The sequence below is a fragment of the Flavobacterium sp. N502540 genome, from assembly GCF_025947365.1.
Classification (GTDB): Bacteria; Bacteroidota; Bacteroidia; order Flavobacteriales; family Flavobacteriaceae; genus Flavobacterium.
On record NZ_CP110012.1, the window covers coordinates 3,441,444 to 3,467,663 of the forward strand.

26 protein-coding genes are annotated in these 26,220 nt (G+C 35.8%); 10 read left to right on the forward strand and 16 right to left on the reverse strand.

Going from position 1 to position 26,220, the window contains the following annotated elements:
- Window positions 1–131: 131 nt before the first annotated feature.
- From OLM58_RS14525 to OLM58_RS14590, 14 genes are all read right to left on the reverse strand, one after another.
- The gene (locus OLM58_RS14525) at window positions 132–410 is read right to left on the reverse strand and encodes a DUF2805 domain-containing protein (RefSeq protein WP_017497301.1); all 279 of its coding nucleotides are present in this window, start codon (window positions 408–410) and stop codon (window positions 132–134) included.
- Window positions 411–530: 120 nt separating this feature from the next.
- Window positions 531–1,358, reverse strand: a complete 828-nt coding sequence (locus OLM58_RS14530; protein WP_264529493.1) for a sterol desaturase family protein — start codon at window positions 1,356–1,358, stop codon at window positions 531–533.
- A 145-nt stretch (window positions 1,359–1,503) separates the two neighbouring features.
- The gene (locus tag OLM58_RS14535; protein WP_264529494.1) at window positions 1,504–1,746 is read right to left on the reverse strand and encodes a GlsB/YeaQ/YmgE family stress response membrane protein; all 243 of its coding nucleotides are present in this window, start codon (window positions 1,744–1,746) and stop codon (window positions 1,504–1,506) included.
- Window positions 1,747–1,778: 32 nt separating this feature from the next.
- On the reverse strand, window positions 1,779–2,486 hold the full coding sequence (gene aqpZ / locus OLM58_RS14540) for an aquaporin Z (protein WP_264529495.1): 708 nt from the start codon (window positions 2,484–2,486) through the stop codon (window positions 1,779–1,781).
- 29 nt (window positions 2,487–2,515) lie between these two features.
- Window positions 2,516–2,872, reverse strand: coding sequence for a DoxX family membrane protein (locus tag OLM58_RS14545; RefSeq protein ID WP_264529496.1), 357 nt, complete (start codon window positions 2,870–2,872; stop codon window positions 2,516–2,518).
- Window positions 2,873–2,957: 85 nt separating this feature from the next.
- Window positions 2,958–3,857 carry an EamA family transporter gene (locus OLM58_RS14550; protein WP_264529497.1) on the reverse strand — a complete coding sequence of 300 codons (900 nt, stop codon included), beginning with the start codon at window positions 3,855–3,857 and terminating at the stop codon, window positions 2,958–2,960.
- A 211-nt stretch (window positions 3,858–4,068) separates the two neighbouring features.
- On the reverse strand, window positions 4,069–5,211 hold the full coding sequence (locus OLM58_RS14555; protein ID WP_264529498.1) for a peptidylprolyl isomerase: 1,143 nt from the start codon (window positions 5,209–5,211) through the stop codon (window positions 4,069–4,071).
- Between the two features lie 44 nt (window positions 5,212–5,255).
- The gene (locus tag OLM58_RS14560) at window positions 5,256–6,332 is read right to left on the reverse strand and encodes a peptidylprolyl isomerase (RefSeq protein WP_264529499.1); all 1,077 of its coding nucleotides are present in this window, start codon (window positions 6,330–6,332) and stop codon (window positions 5,256–5,258) included.
- 16 nt (window positions 6,333–6,348) lie between these two features.
- Window positions 6,349–6,990 (reverse strand): gliding motility-associated peptidyl-prolyl isomerase GldI, encoded by a 642-nt coding sequence (gldI, locus tag OLM58_RS14565; protein WP_264529500.1) that lies wholly within the window; start codon window positions 6,988–6,990, stop codon window positions 6,349–6,351.
- Window positions 6,991–6,997: 7 nt separating this feature from the next.
- Window positions 6,998–8,002 (reverse strand): DHH family phosphoesterase, encoded by a 1,005-nt coding sequence (locus OLM58_RS14570; RefSeq protein ID WP_264529501.1) that lies wholly within the window; start codon window positions 8,000–8,002, stop codon window positions 6,998–7,000.
- A 273-nt stretch (window positions 8,003–8,275) separates the two neighbouring features.
- A complete protein-coding gene (locus tag OLM58_RS14575) occupies window positions 8,276–9,511 on the reverse strand; it encodes a voltage-gated chloride channel family protein (protein ID WP_264529502.1) in 1,236 nt (411 codons plus the stop codon).
- A 113-nt stretch (window positions 9,512–9,624) separates the two neighbouring features.
- Window positions 9,625–10,008: a RidA family protein gene (locus OLM58_RS14580; RefSeq protein WP_017497312.1), complete on the reverse strand. Its 384-nt coding sequence runs from the start codon at window positions 10,006–10,008 to the stop codon at window positions 9,625–9,627.
- Window positions 10,009–10,171: 163 nt separating this feature from the next.
- On the reverse strand, window positions 10,172–10,477 hold the full coding sequence (locus tag OLM58_RS14585) for a chaperone modulator CbpM (RefSeq protein WP_264529503.1): 306 nt from the start codon (window positions 10,475–10,477) through the stop codon (window positions 10,172–10,174).
- On the reverse strand, window positions 10,467–11,390 hold the full coding sequence (locus tag OLM58_RS14590; protein ID WP_264529504.1) for a J domain-containing protein: 924 nt from the start codon (window positions 11,388–11,390) through the stop codon (window positions 10,467–10,469). The genes OLM58_RS14585 and OLM58_RS14590 overlap by 11 nt, the downstream gene beginning before the upstream one ends.
- A 475-nt stretch (window positions 11,391–11,865) precedes the next feature.
- On the opposite strand from OLM58_RS14590, the gene OLM58_RS14595 reads away from it, so the two are divergent.
- On the forward strand, window positions 11,866–12,579 hold the full coding sequence (locus OLM58_RS14595) for a hypothetical protein (RefSeq protein ID WP_264529505.1): 714 nt from the start codon (window positions 11,866–11,868) through the stop codon (window positions 12,577–12,579).
- Between the two features lie 458 nt (window positions 12,580–13,037).
- Here OLM58_RS14595 and OLM58_RS14600 read toward each other — a convergent pair whose 3' ends face one another.
- The gene (locus OLM58_RS14600) at window positions 13,038–13,565 is read right to left on the reverse strand and encodes a hypothetical protein (RefSeq protein ID WP_017497316.1); all 528 of its coding nucleotides are present in this window, start codon (window positions 13,563–13,565) and stop codon (window positions 13,038–13,040) included.
- A gap of 244 nt (window positions 13,566–13,809) precedes the next feature.
- Here OLM58_RS14600 and guaA point away from each other — a divergent pair, with 244 nt between their 5' ends.
- The 4 genes from guaA (at window position 13,810) to OLM58_RS14620 (ending at window position 19,930) form a co-directional block, all read left to right on the forward strand.
- Entirely contained in the window at window positions 13,810–15,339 is a 1,530-nt protein-coding gene (guaA, locus tag OLM58_RS14605; protein ID WP_264529506.1) for a glutamine-hydrolyzing GMP synthase, read from the forward strand.
- Between the two features lie 62 nt (window positions 15,340–15,401).
- Window positions 15,402–17,321 carry a LysM peptidoglycan-binding domain-containing protein gene (locus OLM58_RS14610; protein ID WP_264529507.1) on the forward strand — a complete coding sequence of 640 codons (1,920 nt, stop codon included), beginning with the start codon at window positions 15,402–15,404 and terminating at the stop codon, window positions 17,319–17,321.
- Between the two features lie 93 nt (window positions 17,322–17,414).
- Window positions 17,415–19,529 (forward strand): LysM peptidoglycan-binding domain-containing protein, encoded by a 2,115-nt coding sequence (locus OLM58_RS14615; protein WP_264529508.1) that lies wholly within the window; start codon window positions 17,415–17,417, stop codon window positions 19,527–19,529.
- On the forward strand, window positions 19,529–19,930 hold the full coding sequence (locus OLM58_RS14620) for an OsmC family protein (RefSeq protein WP_017497321.1): 402 nt from the start codon (window positions 19,529–19,531) through the stop codon (window positions 19,928–19,930). The genes OLM58_RS14615 and OLM58_RS14620 overlap by 1 nt, the downstream gene beginning before the upstream one ends.
- Before the next feature lie 102 nt (window positions 19,931–20,032).
- Here the strand turns inward: OLM58_RS14620 and OLM58_RS14625 are convergent, their stop codons facing one another.
- Window positions 20,033–21,253, reverse strand: a complete 1,221-nt coding sequence (locus OLM58_RS14625) for a gliding motility-associated C-terminal domain-containing protein (protein WP_264529509.1) — start codon at window positions 21,251–21,253, stop codon at window positions 20,033–20,035.
- A gap of 925 nt (window positions 21,254–22,178) precedes the next feature.
- Between OLM58_RS14625 and OLM58_RS14630 the strand changes: the two genes are divergently transcribed.
- From OLM58_RS14630 to OLM58_RS14650, 5 genes are all read left to right on the forward strand, one after another.
- A complete protein-coding gene (locus OLM58_RS14630; protein WP_264529510.1) occupies window positions 22,179–22,892 on the forward strand; it encodes a hypothetical protein in 714 nt (237 codons plus the stop codon).
- Window positions 22,893–22,939: 47 nt separating this feature from the next.
- Window positions 22,940–23,602 (forward strand): hypothetical protein, encoded by a 663-nt coding sequence (locus tag OLM58_RS14635; RefSeq protein ID WP_264529511.1) that lies wholly within the window; start codon window positions 22,940–22,942, stop codon window positions 23,600–23,602.
- 19 nt (window positions 23,603–23,621) lie between these two features.
- On the forward strand, window positions 23,622–24,185 hold the full coding sequence (locus OLM58_RS14640; RefSeq protein ID WP_264529512.1) for a hypothetical protein: 564 nt from the start codon (window positions 23,622–23,624) through the stop codon (window positions 24,183–24,185).
- A 12-nt stretch (window positions 24,186–24,197) separates the two neighbouring features.
- Window positions 24,198–25,208 carry a hypothetical protein gene (locus OLM58_RS14645; protein WP_264529513.1) on the forward strand — a complete coding sequence of 337 codons (1,011 nt, stop codon included), beginning with the start codon at window positions 24,198–24,200 and terminating at the stop codon, window positions 25,206–25,208.
- A 144-nt stretch (window positions 25,209–25,352) separates the two neighbouring features.
- Window positions 25,353–26,069 (forward strand): zinc-dependent metalloprotease, encoded by a 717-nt coding sequence (locus OLM58_RS14650; RefSeq protein WP_264529514.1) that lies wholly within the window; start codon window positions 25,353–25,355, stop codon window positions 26,067–26,069.
- The last annotated feature ends 151 nt before the right edge of the window (window positions 26,070–26,220 follow it).

Here is a 26,220-nt window from a genome sequence, read left to right on the forward strand (position 1 = left end):
AATAGCGTTGCTATTCTATAAAATGTGCATGGTTTCGTTTGAAAATCCTTTAAAAATAATCCTTAAATATAAATTTTAAACAGGCTCTTAGATTTAAAACAAAAAAACTCCTGGATTTCAGGAGTTTTATCTTAATCTAGTTTGTTTTTTATATAATATTTGCCATCCAAATCTTCGTCAAAATCGTCTATTTTAACTGGCTTTGGTTTTGGTTTATTTGCAATTGCCTTTTTTTTCCACATCTCAAATTTTTCAAGAGGCATTTTCTTCTTCATGATTTCCAGAATTTCTTTTTCTGCCAATCCAAATTCTTTTTTTATGATTTCAAATGGATTTTTTTCTTCTAAGGCTAACGAAACAATTTTTTCAGTTTGTTCCCAATTCAATTCTTTGCGGTTACTCTTTTTCATCACGTGAAAATTAATTCAAAATAGAGGTTAATGATTAATAGATTGATTTTCAATTTAAGTATCAATATTAATAAAAAAAATAATTAGTTGGTTAGATGAATGCTGTTTTTTTTAATGATTTTAACTGTTTTTTGCGGATCTCGATTTTTGAAACGGTATTTTTAATAGATTTTTCAAATTGTTGTTTTCTTCAACAGCCATGTGGGTATCTACGCCATAAATTATTTTGTCTTTGGGTAAAGTGGTGAAAGTACCAAACAAACGGTCCCAAACCGAAAAAATATTACCATAATTACTGTCTGTATAGGGCAGAACGTAATGATGATGTACTTTGTGCATATTGGGAGAAACGATAAAATAACTTAGTAAAGTGTCTAGTTTTTGAGGCAATGATATATTGGCATGAGTAAACTGCGTAGAAATAACAGACAAGGTTTGGTATAGAAAAACCATCCACATTGGGCTTCCGATGATTAAAACCCCAAGGGTCGTAAAGATAAAACGGATAATGCTTTCACCGGGATGATGCCGATTTGCAGATGTAGTGTCAATCCAGGTATCGGTGTGATGAACGAGATGAAAACGCCATAAAAATTTGAACCTGTGCTGTACATAATGAGGAGTATAGGCACCAATTAAATCTAACAATAGCAAACCCATGATGGTGTAAAGCCAAAGAGGTAAGGCGGGTAACCATTGCAATAGTCCAAAGTGGTTTTCAATCGTCCAGTTTGCTGTTTTAATTAAAATAAAAGCTAAAACAAAATTGACAATTATGGTAGTGAAGGTCAGGAAAAAATTGATTCCCGCATGCTGCCATTTTCGATAGTGCATCCGGAACAGGGGAAAGGTATTTTCGATCATCCAAAAAAAAGTAATTCCGCCAACCAGAATTAAGCTTCTGTGGGAGGACGGAATTGTACTGAAATAGGCGATAATATCATTCATAAGGCTATATTAGAGTGATACAAAATAAGGGTGATTCAGATTGTTGAAGAAAACGAATACAGGTAAGTTCTTCCAAAAAAAGAAAAGAGAAAACCGAATAGAAGTATATTTGATTTTCTCTTTTATGATAGTTATAAGCAAAGATTTATGCTTTCTTGATTAAGCTGATAAGGAACAGTAAGACCCAGGCTCCTCCAACAGCAATTATAATTTGCCAAAGAAGTCCGCCACCGCCAATACCTAATTTACCGGCAATCCAGCCGCCAATAATACCGCCAACAATTCCTACGACGATATTACCTAATAATCCAAAACCTGCGCCTTTCCAGATCTGACCTGCAAGCCATCCTGATATGGCACCAATTAGTAAGAAATATAAAAATTCCATATGATAAATTTTAGAGGTTAAAGAGGAGTTGATTAAGCTTCGGCGTGATTTTGCAGTAAGGTTTTATAAATGAAACCTGCTACAATAGCACCCAGAATAGGAGCTGCCCAAAACAGCCAGATTTGAGAAAGCGGCTCTCCACCAACAAAAATAGCCTGAGATAATGATCTTGCTGGATTTACCGAAGTATTGGTAATTGGAATACTGATTAGGTGTATTAAGGTTAGAGCAAAACCAATTGCAACACCGGCAAATCTTCCGTTGGCAAATTTATCTGTAGCTCCTAAAATTACTAATAAGAAAAACAAGGTTAGTACAAACTCAGCGATAAAAGCAGATTGCAAGGAATATCCGTCAGGAGAGAAGGCTCCAAAACCATTAGAGGCAAAAGCTCCCGCTTTGGTATTATCAATGGCAAAACCAGCTTTTCCTGATGCAATTGTGAATAAAGTTCCTGCGGCTGCAAGAGCACCAACGCATTGTGCAACTATGTAAGGAATTAAGTCTTTTGCAGGAAATCTGCCGCCTGCCCATAAACCAAAAGAAACAGCCGGATTAAAGTGGCCTCCTGAAATATGTCCTACGGCATAAGCCATTGTAAGTACTGTTAAACCAAAAGCCAGTGCAACACCTGCAAATCCGATTCCTAAGTCGGGAATTCCGGCAGCAAAAATTGCGCTTCCACAACCTCCAAAAACCAGCCAAAAAGTTCCAAAAAACTCTGCAAATAATTTTTTCATAATAAATAGTTTTAATTAATAGTTGATTGTTAAAAAGTATATTGGTATGCCCACAAAATCAAGACAATCTGAATGGGCAAGCGTATAAACAAAATCCACTTGGGTAAACCAAAACTTGCCTTTTTATTCTGATACATATAGAGATTGGAAGGGAATGCAGCAATTAAAATAGCTATAATTCCCCATGCCCCAAAATGAGAGGTAACAGGAATCAAGAGGAGTATGCCGAAGATAACCTCGGCAATACCACTTAAAATATTTATTAATTTAGGATTTGAAAAAAAGGGGGGAATGATCTTAATGTACATTCCCGGTTTTCTGAAATGATTTAATCCGGCAATAATATAAAGCGAAGCCATTAAATATAAATGCCAGGGTAAATTCATGATAAATAGGATTGTTTATCACGAATTTATAAAAAAATTAACAATTATTGCACTACAAGAGACTTTTTTTTAGAGTGTTTCTAAATTAGCTGTTCTTGCGTTTGAAATTTACATTCATAATAACAATGGCTAAAATGATTAGAATAATTCCAATCCATTGTGAAAGAATTACTTCTTCATTTAATAAAACGTAGGCCATGGTAACTGAAACTGGCAGTTCAAGGGCAGAAACGATACTTCCAAGACCAATTCCTGTTAATGGAAATCCAAGATTCATTAACATCGGAGGAATGATAGTTCCGAATAAAGCCAATACGATTCCCCATTTTGCAAAAATAGCAAGGTTAAAAGGAGTAACCTGTGTTGCCAAGGCGAATGAAAATACGATAATGGCACCTCCAAACAGCATGTATAAACTACGTTGTGCCGACGAGATTTCGGTCGCAACGCGATTGGCTGTAAACATAGTAGTGGTAAAAGAAGCAGCGGCTAACATTCCCCAGACAAGTCCTCTCCAGTCCAGTTCGATTTCGTTGTGTAGAATATTAGTGGCTAAAACAGTACCGATAAGAACGATAAATACCGAAAAAACTTTTTGTCTGGAAGGTAATTTCTTTTCTAAGATCATTTCCAGTAAAACTCCTATCCAGACCGTTTGCATTAGTAAAACGATACCAATTGAAACAGGGATATATTTTACTGCCAAATAATAAAACAAACTCGTCATTCCTAAGGAAGTACCGGCAAGCATTAAGCTGAATATATTTTTTGGAGTTGCTTTTACAACATTGTCTTTATGTTTTAGTTTTTGGAACGTATTGATTAGTAAAATACCAATGATTCCTAATACAAATTGAGAGGTAGTTACTTCGGCAGTAGTATATCCTTCTGTGTAGGCCATTTTTACGAAAGTGGCTAACATTCCATAAGTTGTAGCTCCTAAGGCTACTAAAAATACTCCTTTTAATACATTGTTTTGTGACATCTTAATCTGTTTATTTTAAAAAATTTAAGCCGGCAAAGGTAAGCTATTTTGTTTAGGATTTAATAGAAAATATTCAGAAACGTTGTGATTGCGTTTATTTCGTTCTTTTCGTGAGGTTTAAAATTGAAGATTTGGCAGGATTATATAAAATAAAAAACCACCACAAAATATATTGTGGTGGTTGATTTTAGGTCCGGTAAGGTACTTTGAATTACTTTACTGGCTGCTCTTTATAAGTTTCAATTTCAAAGATTAAAGTGGCGTTTGGCGGAATTACACCTCCGGCACCTTTTTCTCCGTAAGCTAAATTAGAAGGAAGGAAGAATATAGCTTTTTCTCCATCCGTCATCATGTCTAAAGCTTCTATAAAACCTGGAATCATTCCGTCTTTTTTACCTACAACAAAAGGGAAAGCTTTGTATCCTTTTTGAGCGTCACGGTTGGCATCGTATTTGCCATAAGCTTTTGCTACAGCTGCAATACTACTGTCAAAAAGATTTCCATCTTCAAAATATCCTGCATAGTGGAAGTAGATGTTAGAGCCTTCAGCTCCTTTAACGCCTGTTCCTTTTTGTGTAACAACATATTTTAAACCGGAAGCTGTTGTAGTAGCTTTCGCTTTTGTAGCGGCAAAATAAGCTGCTTTCTCAGTAATCACTTTTTGAGATTCTGCTTTTTTCGCATCTTGTTTTTTCGCATCTTCAGCAAGTACTTTTACAGCATCAAATTTTTTAGCTGCAGCACCTTTACGTGTAATGGTAATTTTTGTCATGATATCGTCCTGAACAATTTTATTTACATTGTCCATTCCTGAAACCACATGACCAAAAATAGTATGTTTACCATTTAACCATGGTGTATCTTTGTGTGTGATAAAAAACTGACTTCCGTTTGTAGCCAGACCAGAGTTAGCCATCGCCAGAACTCCGCCTTTTTCAAATTTTAAATCTTCTACAAATTCATCTTTAAATGCATATCCGGGACCTCCTGTACCATTTCCGTCAGGATCTCCACCCTGAATCATGAAATCATTGATTACTCGGTGAAATTTCAATCCGTCGTAAAAGGGTTTACCTTTAAGTTTTTCCACTTTAACGTTTGGGTTCGTTCCTTCTGCCAACGAGATAAAGTTAGCCACAGTTACCGGTGTTTTTACATATTCTAAAGAAACCACAATATCTCCTTTTGTGGTGGCTATTGTAGCAAAAATACCTTCGCCAGGATTGGCTTTAGGGGCAATTTTTGCTGCTGTCGCTGCTGTTTTTGGCTTTGGTTTAGCAACTGGTTTTTTGGTAGCCTGAGCCTGAATATTTACAACTGCCAGGCAAAATAAAAATAGAAATTTAAACTTCATGTTGTTCCGAATTTAAGTCTATGATGGTTTTTCTTTAAAAAAAATTATTGTGGTTTTTCTAATAATTGAATTTCGAAAATAATATTAGCATTTGGAGGAATTACTCCGCCAGCACCGGTAGCTCCGTAAGCCAGATGTGCAGGAATAAAAAGTACTGCTTTGTCTCCAAATGAAAGTTGTTCAATTCCTTCAATAAAACCGGGAATCATTCCGTCTTTACGACCTGCCTGGAAAGGAATTGGCTGGTATCCGTGTGCTTCGGCTCTTGCAGCATCAAATTTTCCAAAAGCTTTATTGACTTCTTCTACACTTGAATCAAATAAAGTACCGTCTTCTAAAAAGCCTGAGTAATTGATGTACAATTGAGCTCCTGTAGCCGGTTTTTTACCTGTTCCTTTTTCAGTGATTACAAATTCTAAACCTGAATTGGTTTTGGTTGCTTTAGGTTTGATGGAGGCTAAATACGCTACTTTTTCTTTTTGTACGCCTGCATATTTCCCTTTTTCTTTAGCAACTTCAGAGAAATAATCATGAAATACTTTTATAGCATCAAACTTTTTGGCAGCTTCACCGTTTCTGATAATTTTTACCGAAACAATTTTATCGTCTTGTTTGATCTGATTTACAACTTCCTGTCCTTTTTCAACCACATGACCAAAAATAGTATGCTTTCCGTCTAACCATGGAGTCTCAACATGTGTGATGAAGAACTGACTGCTGTTTGTAGCCGGACCATTGTTTGCCATTGCTAAAACACCGGCTTTGTCAAATTTTAAATCGGTGATCTCATCTTTAAATCGGTATCCTGCATCACCTGAACCAGTTCCTTCAGGATCTCCGGTCTGAATCATGAAATTTTCAATGACTCTATGGAATTTCAATCCGTCGTAAAAAGGTTTTCCTTTTAAGTAATCTTTAGTAACAAACTCACTTTTACCTTCGGCTAAAGTTACAAAATTAGCTACTGTAACAGGTGCTTTTTTATAATCCAATTCAACAATAATGTGTCCTTTATTGGTTTCAATATCCGCATATAAACCATCAGGCAGGTTGCTGTGTTCGTCTTTACAAGAAAATAATGAACTAACGGCAAGTAATACTAGTAGAATACTTTTTTTCATTTTTAAAATGTTGTTTTTATGGGTTTAAGGTATCTTTTTTAGTTTGAGCTACAGTTTTAGGAGCTGTTGTTTTAGGGGCTTGTGCAGCTGTAGTGGTTGGATTAGCAGCTGGATCCGGTACAAAGTTACGAAGTGTAACAGTGCACATTAAGGATTGATTTGGCCCTATTTTTTTATTGTCTCCGTGATATCCGTAGGCAATATGCGAAGGGAATAAGAAAGTCACGGTTTCGTTTTTATGCATCATTTTTATACCGTCGCGTAATCCCATCATAATGTCTTGCTTGTCTACATAATAGGTTTGTGGACCAAGATCGGCTTCAGAATAGATTATTTTGCCATTGATATCTTTTACTTCCAGATTAAAATAAGCGATATCCCCTTTTTTAGGAGTCTGGAGATCAGTTTCATTTCGTTCGTCATAATACAGCCAGTATCCTTTTCGGGTGGCATAGTATTTTGTTTTCGGATTGCTTTTGATTATTTTTTTAATAACATCCTCTTCATTGGCTACTAATTTTTTATTTCGATCGGCTGATTTTTTCATAAAAGTACCGGAAGCCTGAGAAATAGGTCTTCTGGCATCTTCATGTTGTTTACAGCTAACCAATAAAACAGCAAAAAGTAGGGCGCAACTGCTTTGTTTTAAGTAGTTCATATTTGGGTTATATTTTTAGTTTGTTTACTAAATCTTCAAATTTTTTCAAAGTTTCTTCCATTGAAGTCTCTGATTTTCCACCTGCTGCATTACTGTGTCCGCCACCATTAAAATGATCTCTGGCAAACTGGTTTACGTCAAAACCTCCTTGCGAACGGAAAGAGATTTTAATGATTTTCTCGTCTTTATTTTCGATAAAAATAGCGGTAAAAACAATACCTTTTATACTTAATCCGTAATTAACAACACCTTCGGTGTCGCCTTTTATATAATTAAATGCGTCCAGTTCGTCCTGAGTAAGCGAAGTATATGAGGTTTTGTGTTCTTCCAAAACTTTCATGTTTTGTAACGCACGTCCTAACAATTGCAAACGGCTGTAAGAACTGTTGTCAAATAACAAAACGGGTATCTGAGTATTTTCGACGCCTAAATCGATTAATTCAGCAATGATACGATGAGTATTTCCTGTTGTTCCCGGAAAACGGAACGAACCGGAATCCGTTAATATTCCGGTGTAGATACAAGTGGCGATGGTTTTGTCTAAATCTTCTTTTTTGCCTAGGAAAGAAATGAAATTATAGACCATTTCACAGGTAGATCCAAAGGAAGTGTCAGAGTAAGTATAAAGCGCATAATTATCCGGTTTCTGATGATGGTCGATCATAACAAACGGAGCGGTTAGCTTCACAAGAGTATGTTCCATTTCACCGGTACGATGAAAAGCATTAAAATCCAGTGTAAAAATAAGCTCGGCTTCTTCTAATATTTTGGTACAGTTTTCAGTATCTTTTTCAAATATTTTAACCGTTTCAGAACCCGGAAGCCAGGCTAAAAAATTAGGAAAATCATTAGGAGCAATCACCGTTGGCTGATGATTGTTTTTTAATAAAAAATGGTATAAACCTAAGGTTGAACCCATAGCATCACCGTCAGGTCCTCTGTGCGGAATGATGGCGATTTTCTTTGGGGTTGCGAGTAACAATTGTATCGCTTGAATATCTTGTATTTTCATAGTGTGCGAATTTACATTTTTTTAATGTAATGTGAAATGATTTTGTTTGGTATTCAATTTTCAGTCGCAGTGTTCAGTGTTCAGTCTCAGTATTGGGTCTTGGTTGTAGTTTTCAGTGCGAGTCTCAGTTTATAGATTGTCATACAAAGACGCAATCACAGTTTTCGATATGCAAAAATCTATCGATTCTCTATAGAAAATAACTATTTTGAAAAGCGAACACCGTAACTGAAAACTGAGACTGAAAACTGTCACTGAGTACCGAAAACTAAATCAAAGCCACTTCTGATACAACTTATATTTAGCTCCTTTTACAATTTGTGATTTGTAAATTCCAACGGAACCGGATGAGAAATAAGCTATAATGCAGGCAATAGTGATGAATAATCCGAGTTGAACTCCAAAAAGTTCCATTCCCATGATAGTACAGGCAATAGGAGTGTGAGTAGCTCCTGAAAACACTGCTACAAATCCCAAACCCGCTAAAAAAGCAATGGGTAATGGAATCACCAGAGACAAAGCACTCCCTAAAGTAGCCCCTACAAAGAACAATGGAGTTACTTCGCCACCTTTAAATCCTGCACCGAGAGTAAATCCGGTGAATAGAATTTTAAGTAGAAAATCGTACCAGGGATTAGCATTTGTAAAGGAATCGACAATTACCGGAACTCCCAGGCCAGAGAATTTTGTAAGTCCGAAACCTGCAAGGACAATAGACAAAACAATTCCCCCGATAAAAGGACGGAGTGGAGGATATTTGATGTTTTTGGAGAAAAGGGAACCCCAGAAATGGGTGCTTCTCGAGAAAAGCAGAGCCGCAAAACCAGACAAGAGACCGATTAAAATGACATAACATAAAGTGGTTAGACTAATTTCAGGAACAACCGGAATGTTGTAATGGGTATGTTTTACCTGCCAGAATTCGACAGTGAAATAAGCAGCATAAGCGACTAAAAAGGAGAGAAGAATACTTTTGAAATTAATTTTACTGAAATACAGAACCTCCACGGCAAAAATCGCTCCTGCAAGCGGAGTTCCAAAAACAGAAGCAAAACCGGCACTGATTCCGAGGATAATCAGCATTTTGCGTTCGGTATTATCTAAATTGAAAAGTTTTGTAAACTGATCGGCGATCGCACCGCCCATTTGTACTGCTGTGCCTTCACGTCCTGCCGAACCTCCAAATAAATGGGTAAGCAAAGTCCCTAGAAGCACAAGAGGAGCCATTTTAAACGGAATGACTTTTTTGGGATTTTCGTATTCTTCGAGTAATAAATTATTGCCTTTTACAACAGATTCTCCCCAGTAATAATAACTAAATCCTACTAATAACCCACCAAAAGGTAACAACCAGATTAGCCAGTTGTGCTGAATTCTAAATTGCGTAACCCATTCTAAAGTAACTAAGAAAAGTGCAGAGGCAGATCCGGACAAAATACCGATCAAAATGCAGATCAAAATCCATTTGAAAGTGGTCAGTAGTAGTTCTTGTAGTCTTTGAGAAGTCATTAGGTATTGTAAGAAAAATTTTCGCACGAATTTCACGAATTTTATCGAATTAAAACATTTTTTAACGTTATAAATTGTTAAAATAGAAAAGTCGTGAAATTCGGGTCAAAAAATTATTGAACAACAGCTGTAAATTCAATTTCAACTAAATATTCCGGAGCAACCAGTTTACTGATTTCATAGAAACCGGTTGTTGGTTTTACATCTTTAAAAAAGGAGGAATGCGCTCTTGCTACTTCTTCAAAAGTCGAAATATCAGTAGTGAAAATTCGAGTTCTGATCACATCTTTCATTCCTACATTTAAATCTTCTAAAACTTTTTCAACACGTTCCAAAATGTTGTAGGTTTGAGCATAAGCATCATTAGCTTTTACTTTTTCACCATCAACAATAGCTACAGTTCCTGAAACTTCGATGATGTTGCCAATTCTTACGGCACGGCAATATCCCATTTTGTCTTCCCAAGGTGATCCTGTTAAGATGTTTTCTCTTTTCATTTCTTTTGGTTTATTGAATTTACTTCTTTGTTTTTAAGGCAAATTCGGGTTTGTTAATAGAGCTGCAATTTATAAAATATGCCAATGAAAAAGAGTACGATTGAATTGAAATCATTTCGGAATTCCTTCTTTTTTGTGATATTTTAAAGCATCAAATTGTTCTTTAGTCGATTTGATGCTGTTCGTAAAGACGAAGTTTATTTTGGGTAGCAGTAAGGTTTTGCTGAAGCCCTTCTATTTTGCTTAATAGATTTGCAATGACATCCAGACCTTCAAGATTAATTTTTAAATCATAATGAAGGCGTATCATTTTCTCAACAGTTGGCAATTGTTCCGGTTGGAAATATTCGTCTTTTTCAAGTATTATAATTTTTACCAAACCGTAATTGTGCAGCTCCGTTATGAAGGTGTTCTCAATTTCGTGATAGAGGCAAAATTGTTTGATATGGATTAAGTTTTTACTGCTCATGATTTCTTAGTTTAGCTAGTTCTTCAAATAATTCTTTTTCTTTTTCAGACAGTTGTGTTGGAGTTTTTATAGTGTAAGTAATGTATAAATCACCAAACTGATTCTCTTTTTTGTATACCGGAAAACCTTTGCCTTTTAATTTTACTTTAGTTCCGGGCTGAGTTTCGGCCGGGACTTTTATTTTTACTTTTCCGTCAAAAGTCTTAACAAAAATTTCTCCACCTAAAATAGCGGTGTATAAATCGAGTTCAACATCGGCATATAAATTATTGCCTTCCCGCTTAAAATCGGAATCATTCTCAATTAAAAAAGTGATGTATAAATCGCCATTTGGACCACCATTTGCACCGGGTGCACCATGATTTGGAATTTTAATAATCTGTCCGTTTTCCACTCCGGCCGGAATGGTGATTCGGATATTTTTGCCATTAACACTTAGATTCTGCTTGTGAGTCGTGTAAGCGGATGCTAAATCTAACTGTAATTCGGCATTAAAATCCTGACCTCTGTATTTTGCCTGACCTCTGGAACTTCTCCCTGAAGAACCGTACATAGAATTGAAGAAATCAGAGAAATCACTTTCGGAAAAGTTTCCGCCACCAAAATCAGTGTAGCTTTGATTGCCTTGCTGTTGTCTGGAATATTGCTGTTGATTAGGATCGTAACCTGCTTTTTCAAACTCGTCGGCATGTTTCCAGTCTTTTCCGTACTTGTCGTATTTTTTACGATTTTCGGGATTACTTAAAACTTCGTTAGCCTCATTTATTTCTTTGAATTTTTTCTCCGCTTCCTTGTCATTGGGGTTTAAATCAGGATGGTATTTTCGCGCCAGTTTTCGATAAGCCTTTTTGATTTCAGCTTCAGTTGCAGATTTTGTGATTTCTAATACTTTGTAATAATCAATATAATCCATGGATTGAAAATTTAATAAATTAGCTATTTCGACAGATGTTTTAAACAACCGGAACAGAGGTGTGTTTTTTGATTTATTATTCTAAATTGAAAAATAATCGAAGTTCCGAGGTGTCCGATTTACGATATGAGTTTAATTTTTAGTATTTCTCTTTGAAAGAATGAAGTTAGGAATAAGTTGTTAATTATCAAAATGATGCTTTTTTTAAATTGAAAAAATAACATTTTCATAGTTTCAGAAGTCTTCCGATTGATTTGGTATTTGGTATTTGGAGTTTCAGTATTTGGAGTTTTAGACTTGAAATTAATTTGGTCCTATTTGCAGTTTTTGGCAGGTTTTTTGATTCCAAAAAAAGGCATAATATAGTGTTATAAAAGTCTTAAAGTTGTAGTGCTTAACTATATTATATTATTTTTGTGATTCCAGATCCCGATTTTAAAGCAAATATAAAAGCCGATTCGATAATACTTTTTCAATGAAACACATTTTATTTTTCATATTATTTTTTACTGCTGTTACTGTATCGGCGCAAAAGGAATTTGGAACTAAATTCAAGCCTATTGCGGCACCTAAATTTGGGGCAAAACCCAAAAAGACTCCAATTCCGGAAATAAAAGATCCTCAGGGTGAAAATCTGGATATGCCGGGGATTAAAACTCCTAATGTTTTTGACAATACCAGTATTACTCCAAAATCTCAATTTCAGATCGGGGCAGAGAAAAGTAAGTTTACCATGTCTACCGAAACTGATTTTGCCAATCCGGGAGATCGTTACGTGCCTAAAATGGAGAAAGATTTAGACAAAGCTTTAAGAGATGCCGGTTTGAAAGAAGGACGTGGAACGCTGGTAAAAAGAAATATCTCTCTGGGGGATTTTAGAACAAAATCACAATATTTCATCATAAAATTAAGAGACTTTGGAGCCATCGATGGCGATTTGGTCAAAGTCTCATCAAATGATGCCGTAATTGCCAGCCAGATACTATTGGGGTCCAATTTTAAAGAAGTAAAAATAAACCTCGCAGCAGGGTTTAATAAATTAGATTTTGAAGCTTTAAATATTGGTACATTGGGCGGAAACACAGCAGAAATCCAAGTCTACGATGATAAAGGACAATTGGTAACCAATGATTACTGGGATAACCTTGCCGCTGGATTTAAGGCTTCGATTGTTGTGACAAAAGAATAGTTTTTTTAAGATACTAAGGGGCTGAGATGCTAAGGTTCTAAGTTTTTCAAAAAATGATAATTAATGATCATTGGGATAATCTTGCAATAGTTTTTTTTAAGATACTTAAGGGGCTGAGATGCTAAGGTTCTAAGTTTCTTAATACATGATAACTACATGGATATTGGGGTAGCCTTACAACAGTTTTTTAAGATACTAAGGGGCAGAGATGTTAAGGTTCTAAGTTTTTTAATTGATGATAACTACATGAATATTGGGGTAACCTTACAATAGTTTTTTAAGATACTAAGGGGCAGAGATGTTAAGGTTCTAAGTTTTTTAATACATGATAACTACGTGATTATTGGGGTAACCTCAAAGCAGTTTTTTTGAGATGCAAAGAGGTTAAGGAACAAAGGTTCTAAGTCTTTCTATAAAAACTCAGAACCTTAGTATCTCAGAACCTCAGAACCTTTTTTCTAAAATGGATCCGCAGTCACTCTAAACTTCATTTCTGCTTTTACGGTTACATCTTTAGTAAGCGTTTCTTTCAAAGTAACTTTTGTTCTGATTTTGTACTTATCTGCTTTAATGTACTGGTCCAGTCTTGCATCGGTACAAATCAAATCGATGCTGTTGGTGGAGGCATTGATATTATCCTGATACGCAAGTTCGATCTCATCAGAATCTGTGGTAGAGATATACAAATGAACCGATTTTAAAAACGTAAATGTTTTATCGGTTGGATTTGTAATCATTAGTTTAAGCGATTTCAGTTTAACATCTTTTACTAAACTGGCTTTGGTTTTATTGTTCTCAAACTCGGCAGAAGAATTTGTAGTGACATCGGGAGTGATAATTTCCGAAGGCAAATTGATAGGAGAAGTACTCTTTATCTGAATAGAAGTTTCGTTTGAAATCGTAAAAGTCAATAAATTATCTACAGCATCACAAGAGCTTAAAAACAAAGACAAAAAGAGAGAAAGGGCAATTAATTTTGATTTCATAGTTAAATTTTAATTGGGTTTTTCGTTACGTACGAAATAAATTGGTTTTTGGATTTCATTTATTTTAGGTCCAAAGATGCAAAGGTTTGAAGGAACAAAGCAAATGTTTTTCTTAATTTTAGTAAACCTTTGAATCTTTGTTGCTTTGAGCCTTTGAGCCTCTAAAATCAGAACGTTGAAAAAAAATATTTATTTTTTCAGCGTTCTGATTTTTCAAATTCGAATATAAAAAGTACTTTTGCGCATGCAACACAACGTACTTATTTTAGATTTCGGATCGCAATATACTCAGCTTATTGCGCGTAGAGTTCGCGAATTAAATATATTCTGCGAAATTTTCCCTTACAATCACTTTCCTAGTGATTTATCACCTTATAAAGCCGTAATTTTGGGAGGAAGCCCTTTTTCTGTTCGTGCAGAAGATGCTCCACATCCTGATTTATCTCAAATTCGAGGCAAGCTTCCAATGTTAGCAGTTTGTTACGGAGCACAATACTTAGCTCATTTTAGTGGAGGTGAAGTAGCAGCTTCGAACACCAGAGAATATGGAAGAGCTAATTTGTCTTATATTAAAGAGAATGAAGTTTTCTTCAACGGAGTTTCTGAAAACAGCCAGGTTTGGATGAGCCATAGCGATAGTATCAAAGCTTTGCCAACTAATGCTGTAAAATTAGCAAGCACACATGATGTAGAATTTGCCGCTTATAAAATTGAAGGTGAAACTACTTATGCTATTCAGTACCATCCTGAAGTTTTTCACTCTACCGATGGGTCAAAAATGCTGAAAAACTTTTTAGTAGATATCGCTGATGTTCCTCAAAACTTTACACCAGGAGCTTTCGTAGAAGAAATGGTGGGAGAATTAAAAGAGAAATTAGGAAATGATAAAGTGGTTTTAGGATTGTCAGGAGGAGTAGATTCTACTGTTGCTGCAGTGCTGTTAAACAAAGCAATTGGGCAAAATTTATATTGCGTTTTTGTTAATAATGGACTTTTGCGTAAAAATGAATTCGAAAATGTATTGAATCAATACAAAGGAATGGGATTGAACGTAAAAGGAGTAGATGCAGGCGATCGTTTTCTGTCAGAATTAGCAGGAATCAGTGATCCTGAAACCAAACGTAAAACAATTGGCCGTGTATTTATCGAAGTTTTTGATGATGAATCACACTTAATCGAAGATGTAAAATGGCTGGCACAGGGAACTATTTATCCTGATGTAATTGAGTCAGTTTCGGTAAAAGGACCATCGGCAACCATTAAATCGCATCATAATGTGGGTGGATTGCCAGATTATATGAAATTACAGATTGTAGAGCCGCTTCGAATGCTGTTCAAAGACGAAGTTCGAAGAGTAGGAGCTACTTTAGGAATAGATCCTGAATTATTAGGAAGACACCCTTTCCCGGGACCAGGATTATCCATTAGAATTTTAGGAGATATTACTCCGGAAAAAGTTCAGATTTTACAAGACGTAGATGCCGTTTTTATCGACGGATTAAAATCATGGGGATTGTATGATAAAGTTTGGCAGGCAGGAGCAATCTTGCTTCCGGTAAACAGCGTTGGTGTAATGGGCGATGAGCGTACTTATGAAAAAGTAGTAGCGCTTAGAGCTGTAGAATCAACAGATGGTATGACAGCCGACTGGGTTCATTTACCGTACGATTTCTTGATGAAAGTGTCTAACGATATTATCAATAAAGTAAAAGGCGTGAATCGTGTGGTTTACGATATCAGCTCAAAACCACCTGCAACAATTGAGTGGGAATAGTACTATTTTTTAAAATTAAGGCGTTACATTTGTAACGCCTTAATTTTTTAAACCTACTATTTATGAGAGAATTTTTAACGATTTCTCTTGTGTTTGTTTTGTCTTTTAACAAAATAACTGCACAAGATTCAATTATTGAGCATCGGATTCAAAAGGGGGAAACTGCTTACTTTATTGCCCAAAAGTACAAGGTTTCAGTAGAAGAAATTTACAAACTCAACCCCGAATCACAAAACGGAATCAAAGACGATCAGATGATCAGGATTCCTGTTCATTCCTCTGAAAAACCAAATTCCAGTCAGCAGATTACTCACGTTGTTGGCGCAAAAGAAACTCTTTTTGGTTTAGCAAAACAGTATAACATTTCGGTGGAAACTCTTCAGAATGCCAATCAGGCGATTCTTACCAACGGACTTCAGATTGGTCAGCAATTAATTATTCCGCAAGGTTCCGGAGACCTTTCTCAAACTGAAAGTACAGTTTCTTCAAAAGTCAGCCATCAGGTTGTGGCCAAAGAATCTTTATTTAGTATTGCGAGACAGTATAATGTTTCGGTTTTGGATTTGGAAAATGGGAATAAAAATCTTCTTCAAAATGGATTACAAGTTGGACAGACTATTGCGATTCCGAATAAACGAAAAACTTTGGACGGACGAGTTCGTGTCATCAATCAGGAAACTGTCTTTCATGTGGTCGAACCTAAAGAAACAAAGTTTTCGATCGCTAAAAAATATGGAATTTCGATTGATCAGCTGGAATCGCAGAATCCTGAAATCGTAAACGGACTGATTGTTGGAAATAAGCTGGCCATTAATACAAAAGGTGTAAAGCCAACAAATGAAAGCGAAGAACTGATGATTGCTCTGGCCGAAAAGCAGGTAGTGGTGGAAAAAACCAAAGCCAAAACAGTGGAATTGGAAGATTTGAAAGACCGTTTGGTTGTTCAGAAAGAAATGAATCAGAAAATTATAAAAATTAATGATTTGAAAATCAATCTGAATGATATGAATGGCTCGAAAGAAAATTCAGTTGAAAAATTGCGATTGGTACTGGAAGCCAATAAAAATGTGCAGGATGTTTTAATGGCGAAACTGGATTCGCTGGTTCGTACTATGAAGGATGATCTGGTCGATTTGAAAAGACTGGATGTTTTAAATGTTGACGAATCAAAAAGACTGGAAAAACAATCTTACGAAAGTATTGGGAAAACGAATGAATTATCGTCTCAGTTAAAAAAAGAGTTGGCAGAAAACCGAAAAGTATATGCCGGTTTAATGAATAAAGTCGAAAAAATCGCTGTAGCCGAAAACCAGGAATACAAGAGAAAAATCCGCGAAAGCGAAAAAAATAATAATCCGGTTTCATTGCAGCAACGTCTTTCATTGGAAGAAATAAAGCAGTACAAAATAGAGCAGGAGCAAGGTGATGCAAAGAATCAGCTTTTGATTGCTAAAATTGACTCACTGGATAATCAGAAGAAGATCGAAGTGAAGAGACATATCAGTAAAGCATCCTATTATAGCATGGAAGCCCGAAATTTTGATGATAAAGTGGCTTTGCTGAAATTGAAAAAGTATCAGGATCAGGCGATTAAAAATCAGAAAAAAAACGGATTAATTGGCGATTCAAAAATGATCTCATCAGAAGAAATGAAGCGTGAGTTAAAAGAAAATCCACTTAGAACAGATAAAACGGTAAAGGTGGAAGTTTATGATAATCTTCGTGAAGTTTCAAACGGCTATTACTTAGTTTTAGGTATATTTACAGACGCAACGCTAAGGGATAAGCTTATTATGAAACTCATTGATTCCGGCGATTTTAACGCCAGTTTCTTTTTTAATATTAATAGTCTTTCGTACTATGTGTACTCCGATAAGTACCAAAATATGGAAGAAGTACTATATCAATGCAAGAAAAAAGAGGAAGATGAGTTATATAAAGAGGTAAGTATTGCTAAGGTCGAGATTGATCTTAGAGAATAAGCAATGCAGAAAAACAAGTGGCAGGGATTTTGTTTTACAGAGAATTTTGTAACTTGTTTTTGAATTAGGAATTAAATTGTTTTAAGCTTTATTATGAAATATTATTCAACATTATTGTCTCTGATTTTTTTTGCAACCAGTTCCGCATTTTCACAAGAAAAGGTGGTAAAATATACGGTTTCAAGCGGAGAAACTATTAACCAGATTGCTGTTAAATTTAAGGTTACGCCTTATGATATTTATTCTCTGAATCCTGATGCCAGAAATGGAGTTAAACCCAATACCGTTTTATTGATTCCGACAAGTGGTGCCAAAACAGCAGTTAAAAATGATGTTGCTCCTGTGAAAAGTTCAAATTCAGGAAAGACGATTACACATGAAGTACAGCCAAAAGAAACTTTGTTTGGAATTGAGAAAAAATATAATGTTACGGATGAAGCTTTAAAAGCAGCTAATCCTTTTTTGGTGAAAGACGGTTTGCAAATTGGACAAACTCTTGAGATCCCGTCAAAAGGAGGTGCGGTGAAAACAACTGTTGCAACTTCAGCGAAACCGAAATCGGCAGCACCGGAAAAGTATATTTACCATGATGTGGTGGCAAAAGAAACTAAATTTTCAATTGCAAAACAATATGGAATGACAGTTGAAGAATTAGAAAAGCGAAATCCTCCAATTGTTTCCAACTTACCGATAGGGTATCGTCTGACGATAAAAGGAACTGCTCCTAAAACAGAAACTTCTGCTCCGCCTGTGGCTGCTGCTGTAAAACCGGCTGAAACAAAAAAAGCAGTGGAAACTTCGAAAAAAGCAACGTCTTATATGGAGTATCAGGTGAAACCCAAAGAAACTTTTTATAGTTTAACGCATACTTTTCATATTACTCAGGAAGAATTAACGGCCTTAAATCCGGCACTTTCTGAAGGAGTAAAAGAGGGAATGGTTTTAAAAGTTCCGGCAGGATATGTGGCATCAACACCAATTATCGTACACCAACAGCCTGCTGAAAAAGAAGTTGAAAAAACGATTGAAAAGACCATTGAAAAACCAGTTGAAAATACGGCAGGAATAAAAGTGGTAGATAAAGTGAAGTCTGAAACCGTTTCCGCGAATCCGGAAGTGGTGGAACTGACTAAAAAAAGAGGGGAGAACGATCGTAAAAAACTGGTTTTATTATTGCCATTCAATTTAGCGAAAATGCAGGGGGATACGATCAGTGCTGCCAGTCGAATTAAGAGTGATAAATTTTTGAATATGACGCTTGACTTTTATTCGGGAGCTTTGATGGCAATCGATTCGGCAAGAACTTTAAAGCTGCCAATTGATGTTGCAATTTATGATTCTCAGGAGACGAAAAATAGTTCCAATGTTTCAGGTTTAATGGCTCAGAATAAATTGCAGGATGCCAATGCTGTAGTGGGGCCTTTTTATCAAAGTAATGCCGAATCTACTGCTAATACATTGCGTTTGTATAATATTCCTGTGATTTCTCCATTATCAAAAGACAAAGCCAACCCAATTGATAATTTGTATCAGACGATTCCATCAAACGATGTGGTGCGAAATGCCGTTTTTGATTATATGAGAGGGAAGAATGGAAACATCGTTGCGGTGGTAGACAAAAAGAAAGAATCAGTTATCAGTTATATCAAACAAAACCAAAAAGGAGTTGTCTTTGCTAATCTGACTGAAACCGGAGCTCTGGATGTGGCCAATTTAAAAAGCTTATTGTTGCCTAACCGAATGAACTATGTAGTAATGGAAACGGCCAATACGGCAATGGTTAGAACGACCATAAAAGCTTTGACAGATGCTCAAAAAACCTGTCAGATACAGTTGGTTGTTTTAGAGCCAAACAATACGCTGGATTCGGATGAGATTAGTTTTGATAGTTTAATTAAGCTGAAATTGATGTATCCGTCAGTTACCCGTGATAGTGATGAATCTTCTGTTTTGATTTTCGAAAAAGAGTACCGATTGAAAAATAAAGTAAATCCAAATACTTACGCTACAAGAGGATTTGATGTTACTTTTGATACCATGATGCGTTTGGTTCAGGGAAAAACCTATCAGGAAACAGCCGATTTAATGACAACAGAACAGGTTGACAATAAATTTCAATTTTATAAAAAAGAGGATGGCGGGCACGCAAACAAAGGTGTTTACATCTTATATTACGATAATGATTTAACTTTAAAAGTAGCAAATTAATGACATCAAAAGTAACCTATTTAGGCGATTTAAGAACAAAATCAATCCATGTGCAATCCGGAAGTGAAATCATTTCGGATGCTCCTGTAGACAATAACGGAAAAGGAGAAGCTTTCTCTCCCACAGATACTGTTGCCAATGCTTTAGCGAGCTGTATGATGACGATTATGGGAATTAAAGCCCGTGATCTGAATGTAAATTTAGTCGATTCAACTGCCGAAGTAACGAAGATTATGAACGCAGAACCGAGACGTATAGGAGCGATTGAAATCGCTTTTGAAATGAAAGGGGATGCCGATGAGAAAAGCAAAACAATCCTGGAACGCGCTGCGATGACCTGTCCGGTATTTTTAAGTCTGAATCCTGAAATCGAAAAGAAAATTACTTTTAACTGGAAGTAATCTGAAGTATTAAAAGTAAAGAACATTTAAAATGCCCCCAAAAAAGTCAAACACTATTTGGGGGCATTTTTATGGTGTGAAAAGTAAAATAACCACCCTTTTTTATTGACTTAAATATAAATACCCGACTTGTTTCGTTGTAAAAGTATCTTTAGTAACGGATAGAATATAAAAATAAGTTCCGTCAGGCAGTCCTTCGTTTTTTAAGAAAACATTTTTGACATTAGCAAATCCATTAAAAACGTTTTCATTGGTGCCATATGCTGTTGTTCGGAATACTTTAATCCCTCTGCTATCGTATATTTCAACTTCATTTTGAGTCCCGTCTAACCCCTCAATTCTTAGATAATCATTCAGTCCGTCTTTATTGGGAGAAACGGCATTATACACTACAAAAGAAACTGTTTTTTTAACTTTAGCAGTAGTAAATATACCATTACCGGATAGATTAACAGGAGAAGAGATCGTTTGATCTTCTTTGTTCACTACTCCGCCTACGTCAATCCAGCTATTTTTAGCACTATCCCAACGCACAATATGGATCTCAGAAGGCGATTCAGTAATACTTGCCGGAGTTACCGATTCATCCCAGCTTAAAGTGAGGATAAGATCTGAAGTGCTTCCTAGTTTTTTAACGGCCCAGTATTCTTTATCATTTACAACCAGAATATTGCTTGTTTTATTCTTAAAAGGATACAAAATACCTGCATCTTTCAGAAAGTATTTTCCACTGAAAGCATCAGTATCCATTTTAAGAGCAGAAATGCCAGCAGAACGGTATTTTAATTGATCTCCAACCGGAAAGGTAAAGTCATTATTTCCATTTTTCATTACTTCACCATCTACAAAACTTTTGTCACTAACATTTACGCAGCCTGAGCCATTTTCAAAAATAACCAGACCTCCAAAAGAATCATCGTCGATAATTCCTTCTTTGAAGTCGGCCATTCCCGAAATACTTAAATAGTTAGAAACCTGAAAAGTTGCATCATTACCATTACTAGTGTTATTAAATTCGACATTATAGAGTTCGATAGGGATATTCCCGGATATATTCTGATACCCTGAGACTCCTCTTAATCGTGTTATGCTTCTGGAATTACCAGGACTAAAACTGATCAAGCCGTCATTGTTTATATGATTGTATAAAAATAATTCACCATCATTAATTAAAACAGCTTTAGATTTATTATCGAAAGCGTTTACAAAACTTACAGGAGTATTGGATGCCACAAAAAGCTCGCCTGTATTGATTATTTGGGAAGTGGCACAATATGGAATCAATAAAAGTACCAGACTGCTTTTTAAATTTAGTATTCTCATCTTAAAAATTGCTATTTTATTTTACTGCTGCTCTATTCCTTCTTTTTGAATAAATTTCAAAGCTATTCACTTATATTTTTCTTCATCCTGATCTGTGATAAGGTAATACTACCCGATGCCAGATGTTCCCAATTTCGTGCAATTTTTGAGAAAGAGATGCCGTTCGAGTACCTAAGCTGTGTATAAATTGAAAATCGGATAAAAACGGTACTGCGAAATAGATTTTCTCTTAGTACCAATCCTAGGGAAAAAATGACAAACAATGTTACTTCATATTTTTAGATTATATAAACGATAAGTAACAGCTGGTCTATATATTGACATTTTTGAAAGTTAGAAGTAATAAGTGGAAAAACTCGTAAGATTTCCGCCGGTGCAATTTATTTGTACATTTAATAGGTAGGTTTAGGCTTTGTATTCTTAAAAAGGCATTTCGCCCATTTTTGTATTACCTTTTATAACCCGTTGGGTGTAATTCAAAAAAAACATTTAACACCTAGTCCCGACGCATTGGTATATGTTTATAAAAGAATCTAAAAAGAAGCCTGTTTCTTACCTATATAGCTGGCTCTGTTTGTTTTAAATAAGTGAAACGCCTTATTGAAGAGCTGTTTAAATCGATCTTTTTCTTCCCAACATTTTGCCTTCCTCTTTTCGGTAACATTCTAACCAAAGCGGTTGTATCTGTCCTTCCTGTCCGGGTACATCTCTGACACAATCGGTCTCAACTTTTTTATCTGATGACGGTCACTGACAACGCTTCATAAGGTCCGATGAAGAATATTAAACCATTTTTTAACTTAATATTCCACATATAACTTCAGATAAACCATTTATTGCTTTTGATTAAATCATTGCTTTTTTTAGGATTAATCTTGCAAAATAAATTAAGCAATTTTGTGGAACTGATATACAAAAAATTAGGATGAGTTACAGATTACTATTTATTTCGATTTTACTACTATTATATGGTGTCTCGTATAGCCAGGTAGGGATAGGGAATTCTAAACCGGATAATTCCGCAATGCTTGATATCGTTTCAACTAATAAAGGGGTTATTATTCCCAGAATCGCATTAACGGGAAGTAAAGACTTAACGACGATTGCAAATGGTAATGTTGAAAGTTTACTGGTTTACAACATCGCCACCGTTTCAGATATTACACCCGGATATTATTATTGGTCGAAAAATAAATGGAATAAAATAGCGATCACGGATGACACTCTATCGGTAACAGCTGGTAACGGTCTGACATTTTCTAACGGCAAGCTGCAATTAGGAGGTGCATTAGAAACCCCCACAACGGTAACCACAACAGCGATAAATACACTTGCCATAAAAGGGCTGGAAGCGGGAGATCTCACAACCGATGAAATTGTAGTCGCAGATAAAAGTACAGGAGCACTGAAAAAAGTCGCAACAACTTCGTTTGTACAGGAAAAACAGGAATTGTATATCGCCAAAGAAGGTCAGGCAGAATTCACAACGGTATCTCCCATTAATGATCCGCAAAAAGTAAATGTATACAGAAATGGTATCAGAGTAGATTTCTCCATAGTGAAACCTGGTACTATAAAATTAGAGCCCAGTGCTATTTGCTATCAAAATGATGAAGTACGGATCGTACTGATTTATTAATACAAAAACGTAAACCATAAATTAAAATTAATAATTAAAACAGAAAAATGATGAAAGCGAAATTTTTAAAATTTGCACTTTGTGCAACAGTTCTTCTTGGAGTTAGCGCAGCAAATGCACAGTCGAAGGCAGACATTAACAGATTTACGAGCGCGGTAAAAGTGGTTGATAATAAAGGTACGATAAAGTATTTTCAATCCAGTAATGGTATTACACAGATTGTAAATAAAACTAATGAGCTCACCACCACCACCTGGCAATTAGGAGGCCAACTGACCGATGATACTTATATAGATGCAACCGGAAAAGTATTTGGTCTTGATGGTCTTGTTTTAGAAACAGGCGCTCCATCTACCGATGCAACAACAGCATCAATACATGGCGGAACAGGTACAGGCTGGACTTTATTAGTAAGAGACGAAGCTACAGGTGCTACCAAAAAAATGAAAGCCGAAAGTTTAGTGAGCGGAATCAGAGTAGAGTATACACAAGTAGCCAATGCGGCCGCAAATGTAGATGTTGCGGTAGTGGGTTTACCGGTTCTGACTGCCGGAACTACAGATGCTAAATTATTTGTTTTTAGAAACGGTATTAAATTAAGATCAGGTACCGATTTTGTTGCAGCAGCGGATAAAGTTACTATTACGTATAGTGAGAGCTTCATACCAATGTATGCCTCTGATGTTATTGAAGTTCAGTATGTTAAATAATCTTTGTAAATAAATCTATATGTTTCTTAAAATCAATATTTTGGCGCTTTTTTTGGCAGTTTGTAGTCTGGGGTATGCACAAAAGATCAAAGTGATTGATAATAAAGGAACTTTGAGAACTATAGAGCAGGGAATAGGGAACGTTGCGGAAACATATCTTGCTACTCCGGTTGTTTCTCAGGTGCTTACGAATAGCTTTTCAAGTATTGGATTTTCTGGTTTTGGAATTTTTGATCTTTCAGATTTTACTGGAACATCAAATATGCTTATCATTATCAAACCTGGTCGTTATGAAATAACCTACAGAGTAAGTACAACGGCTATTAATAATGAAACATCCGGCGGAGAATTCTACCTGGAGGTTGGAGGTACAGAAGCACCGGGCACAAGAGCGTATACCTATTCCAGAAATAGCCTTGTGGATAAAAATTCAGTCGCAGTAACTAAAATAATAGAAACCACAACAGCCAATGTTACGATTATTGTAAAAGGGCGTATATACGCTTCTACTGCTGCTGCTGGTGTTTCGTCACTAACGATGACCAATAACGGGTCTTCCTTACTTGTAAAAAGAATTAAATAGATTTAGGAAAAAATGAAGTTTAAATTTATATTTTTAATACTGCTTTTCAGTAACATTAGCCGTTCTCAAATTAGTACCACTTCGGCATTAGCACCAACGATTACCAATGCCGGACTAGGTAATTTATACAAAACCTCCGATACGAATCAATTGTATATTGGGTTGAGCAATGGTACTCTTTCTTTAATAGGAGGAGGTGCAAATAGCTGGAGTTTAAACGGTAATTCGAATGCAACAGCAACCAGTGTATTAGGAACGACCACTGATACAAAAGTAGCCCTGACCTCTAATACTACTTCTATTCTTGAAGTAGGAAAACGCAGTACATTGGGGTTGGTAACAACAGCTGCAGATTTTAGTGATCCAAATCAATACATGGCCTATCTAAGAGGCAATGGAGTTTCTGCTTTACAATTTGAAGTTCCCGCAGCGAGCTCATTTAAATCTATGTTTTTTTCGAATTCAGATGGAAATTTTAGATGGAAAGGAAGTTCTGCTGGCAATGATTTTTTTGAAATAGGATCTGCAGGTACCAATGATAGTGGTTCTTTAGAAATTATTACCGGGGACAATGGTGATGAGCCTATTATATTTAAAAAGTATCATTTTATCGATGGTACCTTTGAAATGATGCGCATACAAGGACAGGGAACTGGTACAGCGGGTACCGTTAGAGTAGGGATATTTACAAATGGAGCAGTTGCCAATTCTGTTTTGCAGGTAGGCGGGTCAGTTTCTTTACCCATAAGAGCAGTAACAGGCAGTACCACTTTAACCGATACTGATTACACACTTATTTTAAAACCAGGTGTTTATTCAAGTGCAGGAGCGGTTACATTTCCTGCAGCCAGTACCTGTAAAGGAAGAATTTATATTATTAAGAATACGACTGGCGGTAATAAAAATACAACTACATTTTATTTAGACAGAGGAGGATCCAGCACTGCTGTTATGGGTAGTAACAGAATCTATAGTTTCCAAAGTGATGGTACCGATTGGCAATTAATAAGTGATGATTATTAGGTTTGAGGTACGTTCAGTTGTTTTACGATCAAAAAAGGGAAAACGGAATATGATGCAAATAAAATAGTAGATGATAAGAAAGACGGTGAGATCGATTTCAATACTATTACAGATAGAGAAGTATTTGTTAAATTTGTACCTAAGATGAAGACAAGTGGAGTTAATTCTAATATTGTTGGAGAGTTTGCGACAGGAGCTACAATTACAGATAACGGAGAAATCTTTAAAAAAATGATTTTGATGGATTACAATTCACTAAATGTGAATACTCTTACTCATGAATTGGGACATTTTTTTGGATTAAAACACACTTTTATGGGAGGCTGTACCGGTTTAAATGACGGAATTAGCGATACTCCTCCTGCTGAAGATACCTATGAGGACACCTATAAAGATTGCATTGCACCTGTTCAATGCAATGGTCAGAGAAGATTAATAGAAAACATGATGGATTATGGCAACTGTCGTTTTATGTTTACGCCCGGTCAGGCTTTAGTAATAAGAAATACTATTGCTACTAAGTATCCTCATTTATGTACTTTTCAGCTGTTGGCTGATGAAAAGATTGATATAACATCTAATGTAACCGTAACAGATTTGAGGATTCCTAATGGAGGTATGAGAAAGACTTTTATAAAAGAATTGGAAGAACCTCAAGAAATCGAAGTATATCCAAATCCTGTAAAAGAGGTATTAATTGTTAGGAATGCTGAAAAAGAAAAATTTACAATTTTCAATATTACAGGACAGCAGGTATTATCAGGGACTCTCCATTCAGGACAGATTGATGTTAATGCCCTGTCTGCAGGATTATATGTACTTAAAATAAAAAATATTAGTAAGTGTTTTATAAAAGAATAGTACTTTCTGTATCGGTTTTCTAAAATAGATCTTAAGGGCTTTTTTTAATAAATTGGAGACGAAAGGATAAATTAAGAAGTAATTCTCTTGGTATTAAAAAATAAAAAAAATGACCTTTTTTGAATATTAAAAAGGTCATTTTTTTTTCAGC

Excerpts from the sequence above, each read along its gene's own strand:
- aqpZ (WP_264529495.1), bottom strand. The coding sequence starts at position 2,486 with ATGAAAAAATTATTTGCAGAGTTTTTTGGAACTTTTTGGCTGGTTTTT.
- OLM58_RS14640 (WP_264529512.1), top strand. The coding sequence starts at position 23,622 with ATGTTTCTTAAAATCAATATTTTGGCGCTTTTTTTGGCAGTTTGTAGT.
- OLM58_RS14595 (WP_264529505.1), top strand. The coding sequence starts at position 11,866 with ATGAAACACATTTTATTTTTCATATTATTTTTTACTGCTGTTACTGTA.
- gldI (WP_264529500.1), bottom strand. The coding sequence starts at position 6,990 with ATGAACTACTTAAAACAAAGCAGTTGCGCCCTACTTTTTGCTGTTTTA.
- OLM58_RS14550 (WP_264529497.1), bottom strand. The coding sequence starts at position 3,857 with ATGTCACAAAACAATGTATTAAAAGGAGTATTTTTAGTAGCCTTAGGA.
- OLM58_RS14530 (WP_264529493.1), bottom strand. The coding sequence starts at position 1,358 with ATGAATGATATTATCGCCTATTTCAGTACAATTCCGTCCTCCCACAGA.
- OLM58_RS14525 (WP_017497301.1), bottom strand. The coding sequence starts at position 410 with ATGAAAAAGAGTAACCGCAAAGAATTGAATTGGGAACAAACTGAAAAA.
- OLM58_RS14570 (WP_264529501.1), bottom strand. The coding sequence starts at position 8,002 with ATGAAAATACAAGATATTCAAGCGATACAATTGTTACTCGCAACCCCA.
- OLM58_RS14635 (WP_264529511.1), top strand. The coding sequence starts at position 22,940 with ATGATGAAAGCGAAATTTTTAAAATTTGCACTTTGTGCAACAGTTCTT.
- OLM58_RS14560 (WP_264529499.1), bottom strand. The coding sequence starts at position 6,332 with ATGAAAAAAAGTATTCTACTAGTATTACTTGCCGTTAGTTCATTATTT.
- OLM58_RS14590 (WP_264529504.1), bottom strand. The coding sequence starts at position 11,390 with ATGGATTATATTGATTATTACAAAGTATTAGAAATCACAAAATCTGCA.
- OLM58_RS14620 (WP_017497321.1), top strand. The coding sequence starts at position 19,529 with ATGACATCAAAAGTAACCTATTTAGGCGATTTAAGAACAAAATCAATC.
- OLM58_RS14545 (WP_264529496.1), bottom strand. The coding sequence starts at position 2,872 with ATGAATTTACCCTGGCATTTATATTTAATGGCTTCGCTTTATATTATT.
- OLM58_RS14630 (WP_264529510.1), top strand. The coding sequence starts at position 22,179 with ATGAGTTACAGATTACTATTTATTTCGATTTTACTACTATTATATGGT.
- OLM58_RS14585 (WP_264529503.1), bottom strand. The coding sequence starts at position 10,477 with ATGAGCAGTAAAAACTTAATCCATATCAAACAATTTTGCCTCTATCAC.
- OLM58_RS14645 (WP_264529513.1), top strand. The coding sequence starts at position 24,198 with ATGAAGTTTAAATTTATATTTTTAATACTGCTTTTCAGTAACATTAGC.
- OLM58_RS14575 (WP_264529502.1), bottom strand. The coding sequence starts at position 9,511 with ATGACTTCTCAAAGACTACAAGAACTACTACTGACCACTTTCAAATGG.
- guaA (WP_264529506.1), top strand. The coding sequence starts at position 13,810 with ATGCAACACAACGTACTTATTTTAGATTTCGGATCGCAATATACTCAG.
- OLM58_RS14625 (WP_264529509.1), bottom strand. The coding sequence starts at position 21,253 with ATGAGAATACTAAATTTAAAAAGCAGTCTGGTACTTTTATTGATTCCA.
- OLM58_RS14650 (WP_264529514.1), top strand. The coding sequence starts at position 25,353 with ATGAAGACAAGTGGAGTTAATTCTAATATTGTTGGAGAGTTTGCGACA.
- OLM58_RS14615 (WP_264529508.1), top strand. The coding sequence starts at position 17,415 with ATGAAATATTATTCAACATTATTGTCTCTGATTTTTTTTGCAACCAGT.
- OLM58_RS14535 (WP_264529494.1), bottom strand. The coding sequence starts at position 1,746 with ATGGAATTTTTATATTTCTTACTAATTGGTGCCATATCAGGATGGCTT.
- OLM58_RS14580 (WP_017497312.1), bottom strand. The coding sequence starts at position 10,008 with ATGAAAAGAGAAAACATCTTAACAGGATCACCTTGGGAAGACAAAATG.
- OLM58_RS14555 (WP_264529498.1), bottom strand. The coding sequence starts at position 5,211 with ATGAAGTTTAAATTTCTATTTTTATTTTGCCTGGCAGTTGTAAATATT.
- OLM58_RS14610 (WP_264529507.1), top strand. The coding sequence starts at position 15,402 with ATGAGAGAATTTTTAACGATTTCTCTTGTGTTTGTTTTGTCTTTTAAC.
- OLM58_RS14600 (WP_017497316.1), bottom strand. The coding sequence starts at position 13,565 with ATGAAATCAAAATTAATTGCCCTTTCTCTCTTTTTGTCTTTGTTTTTA.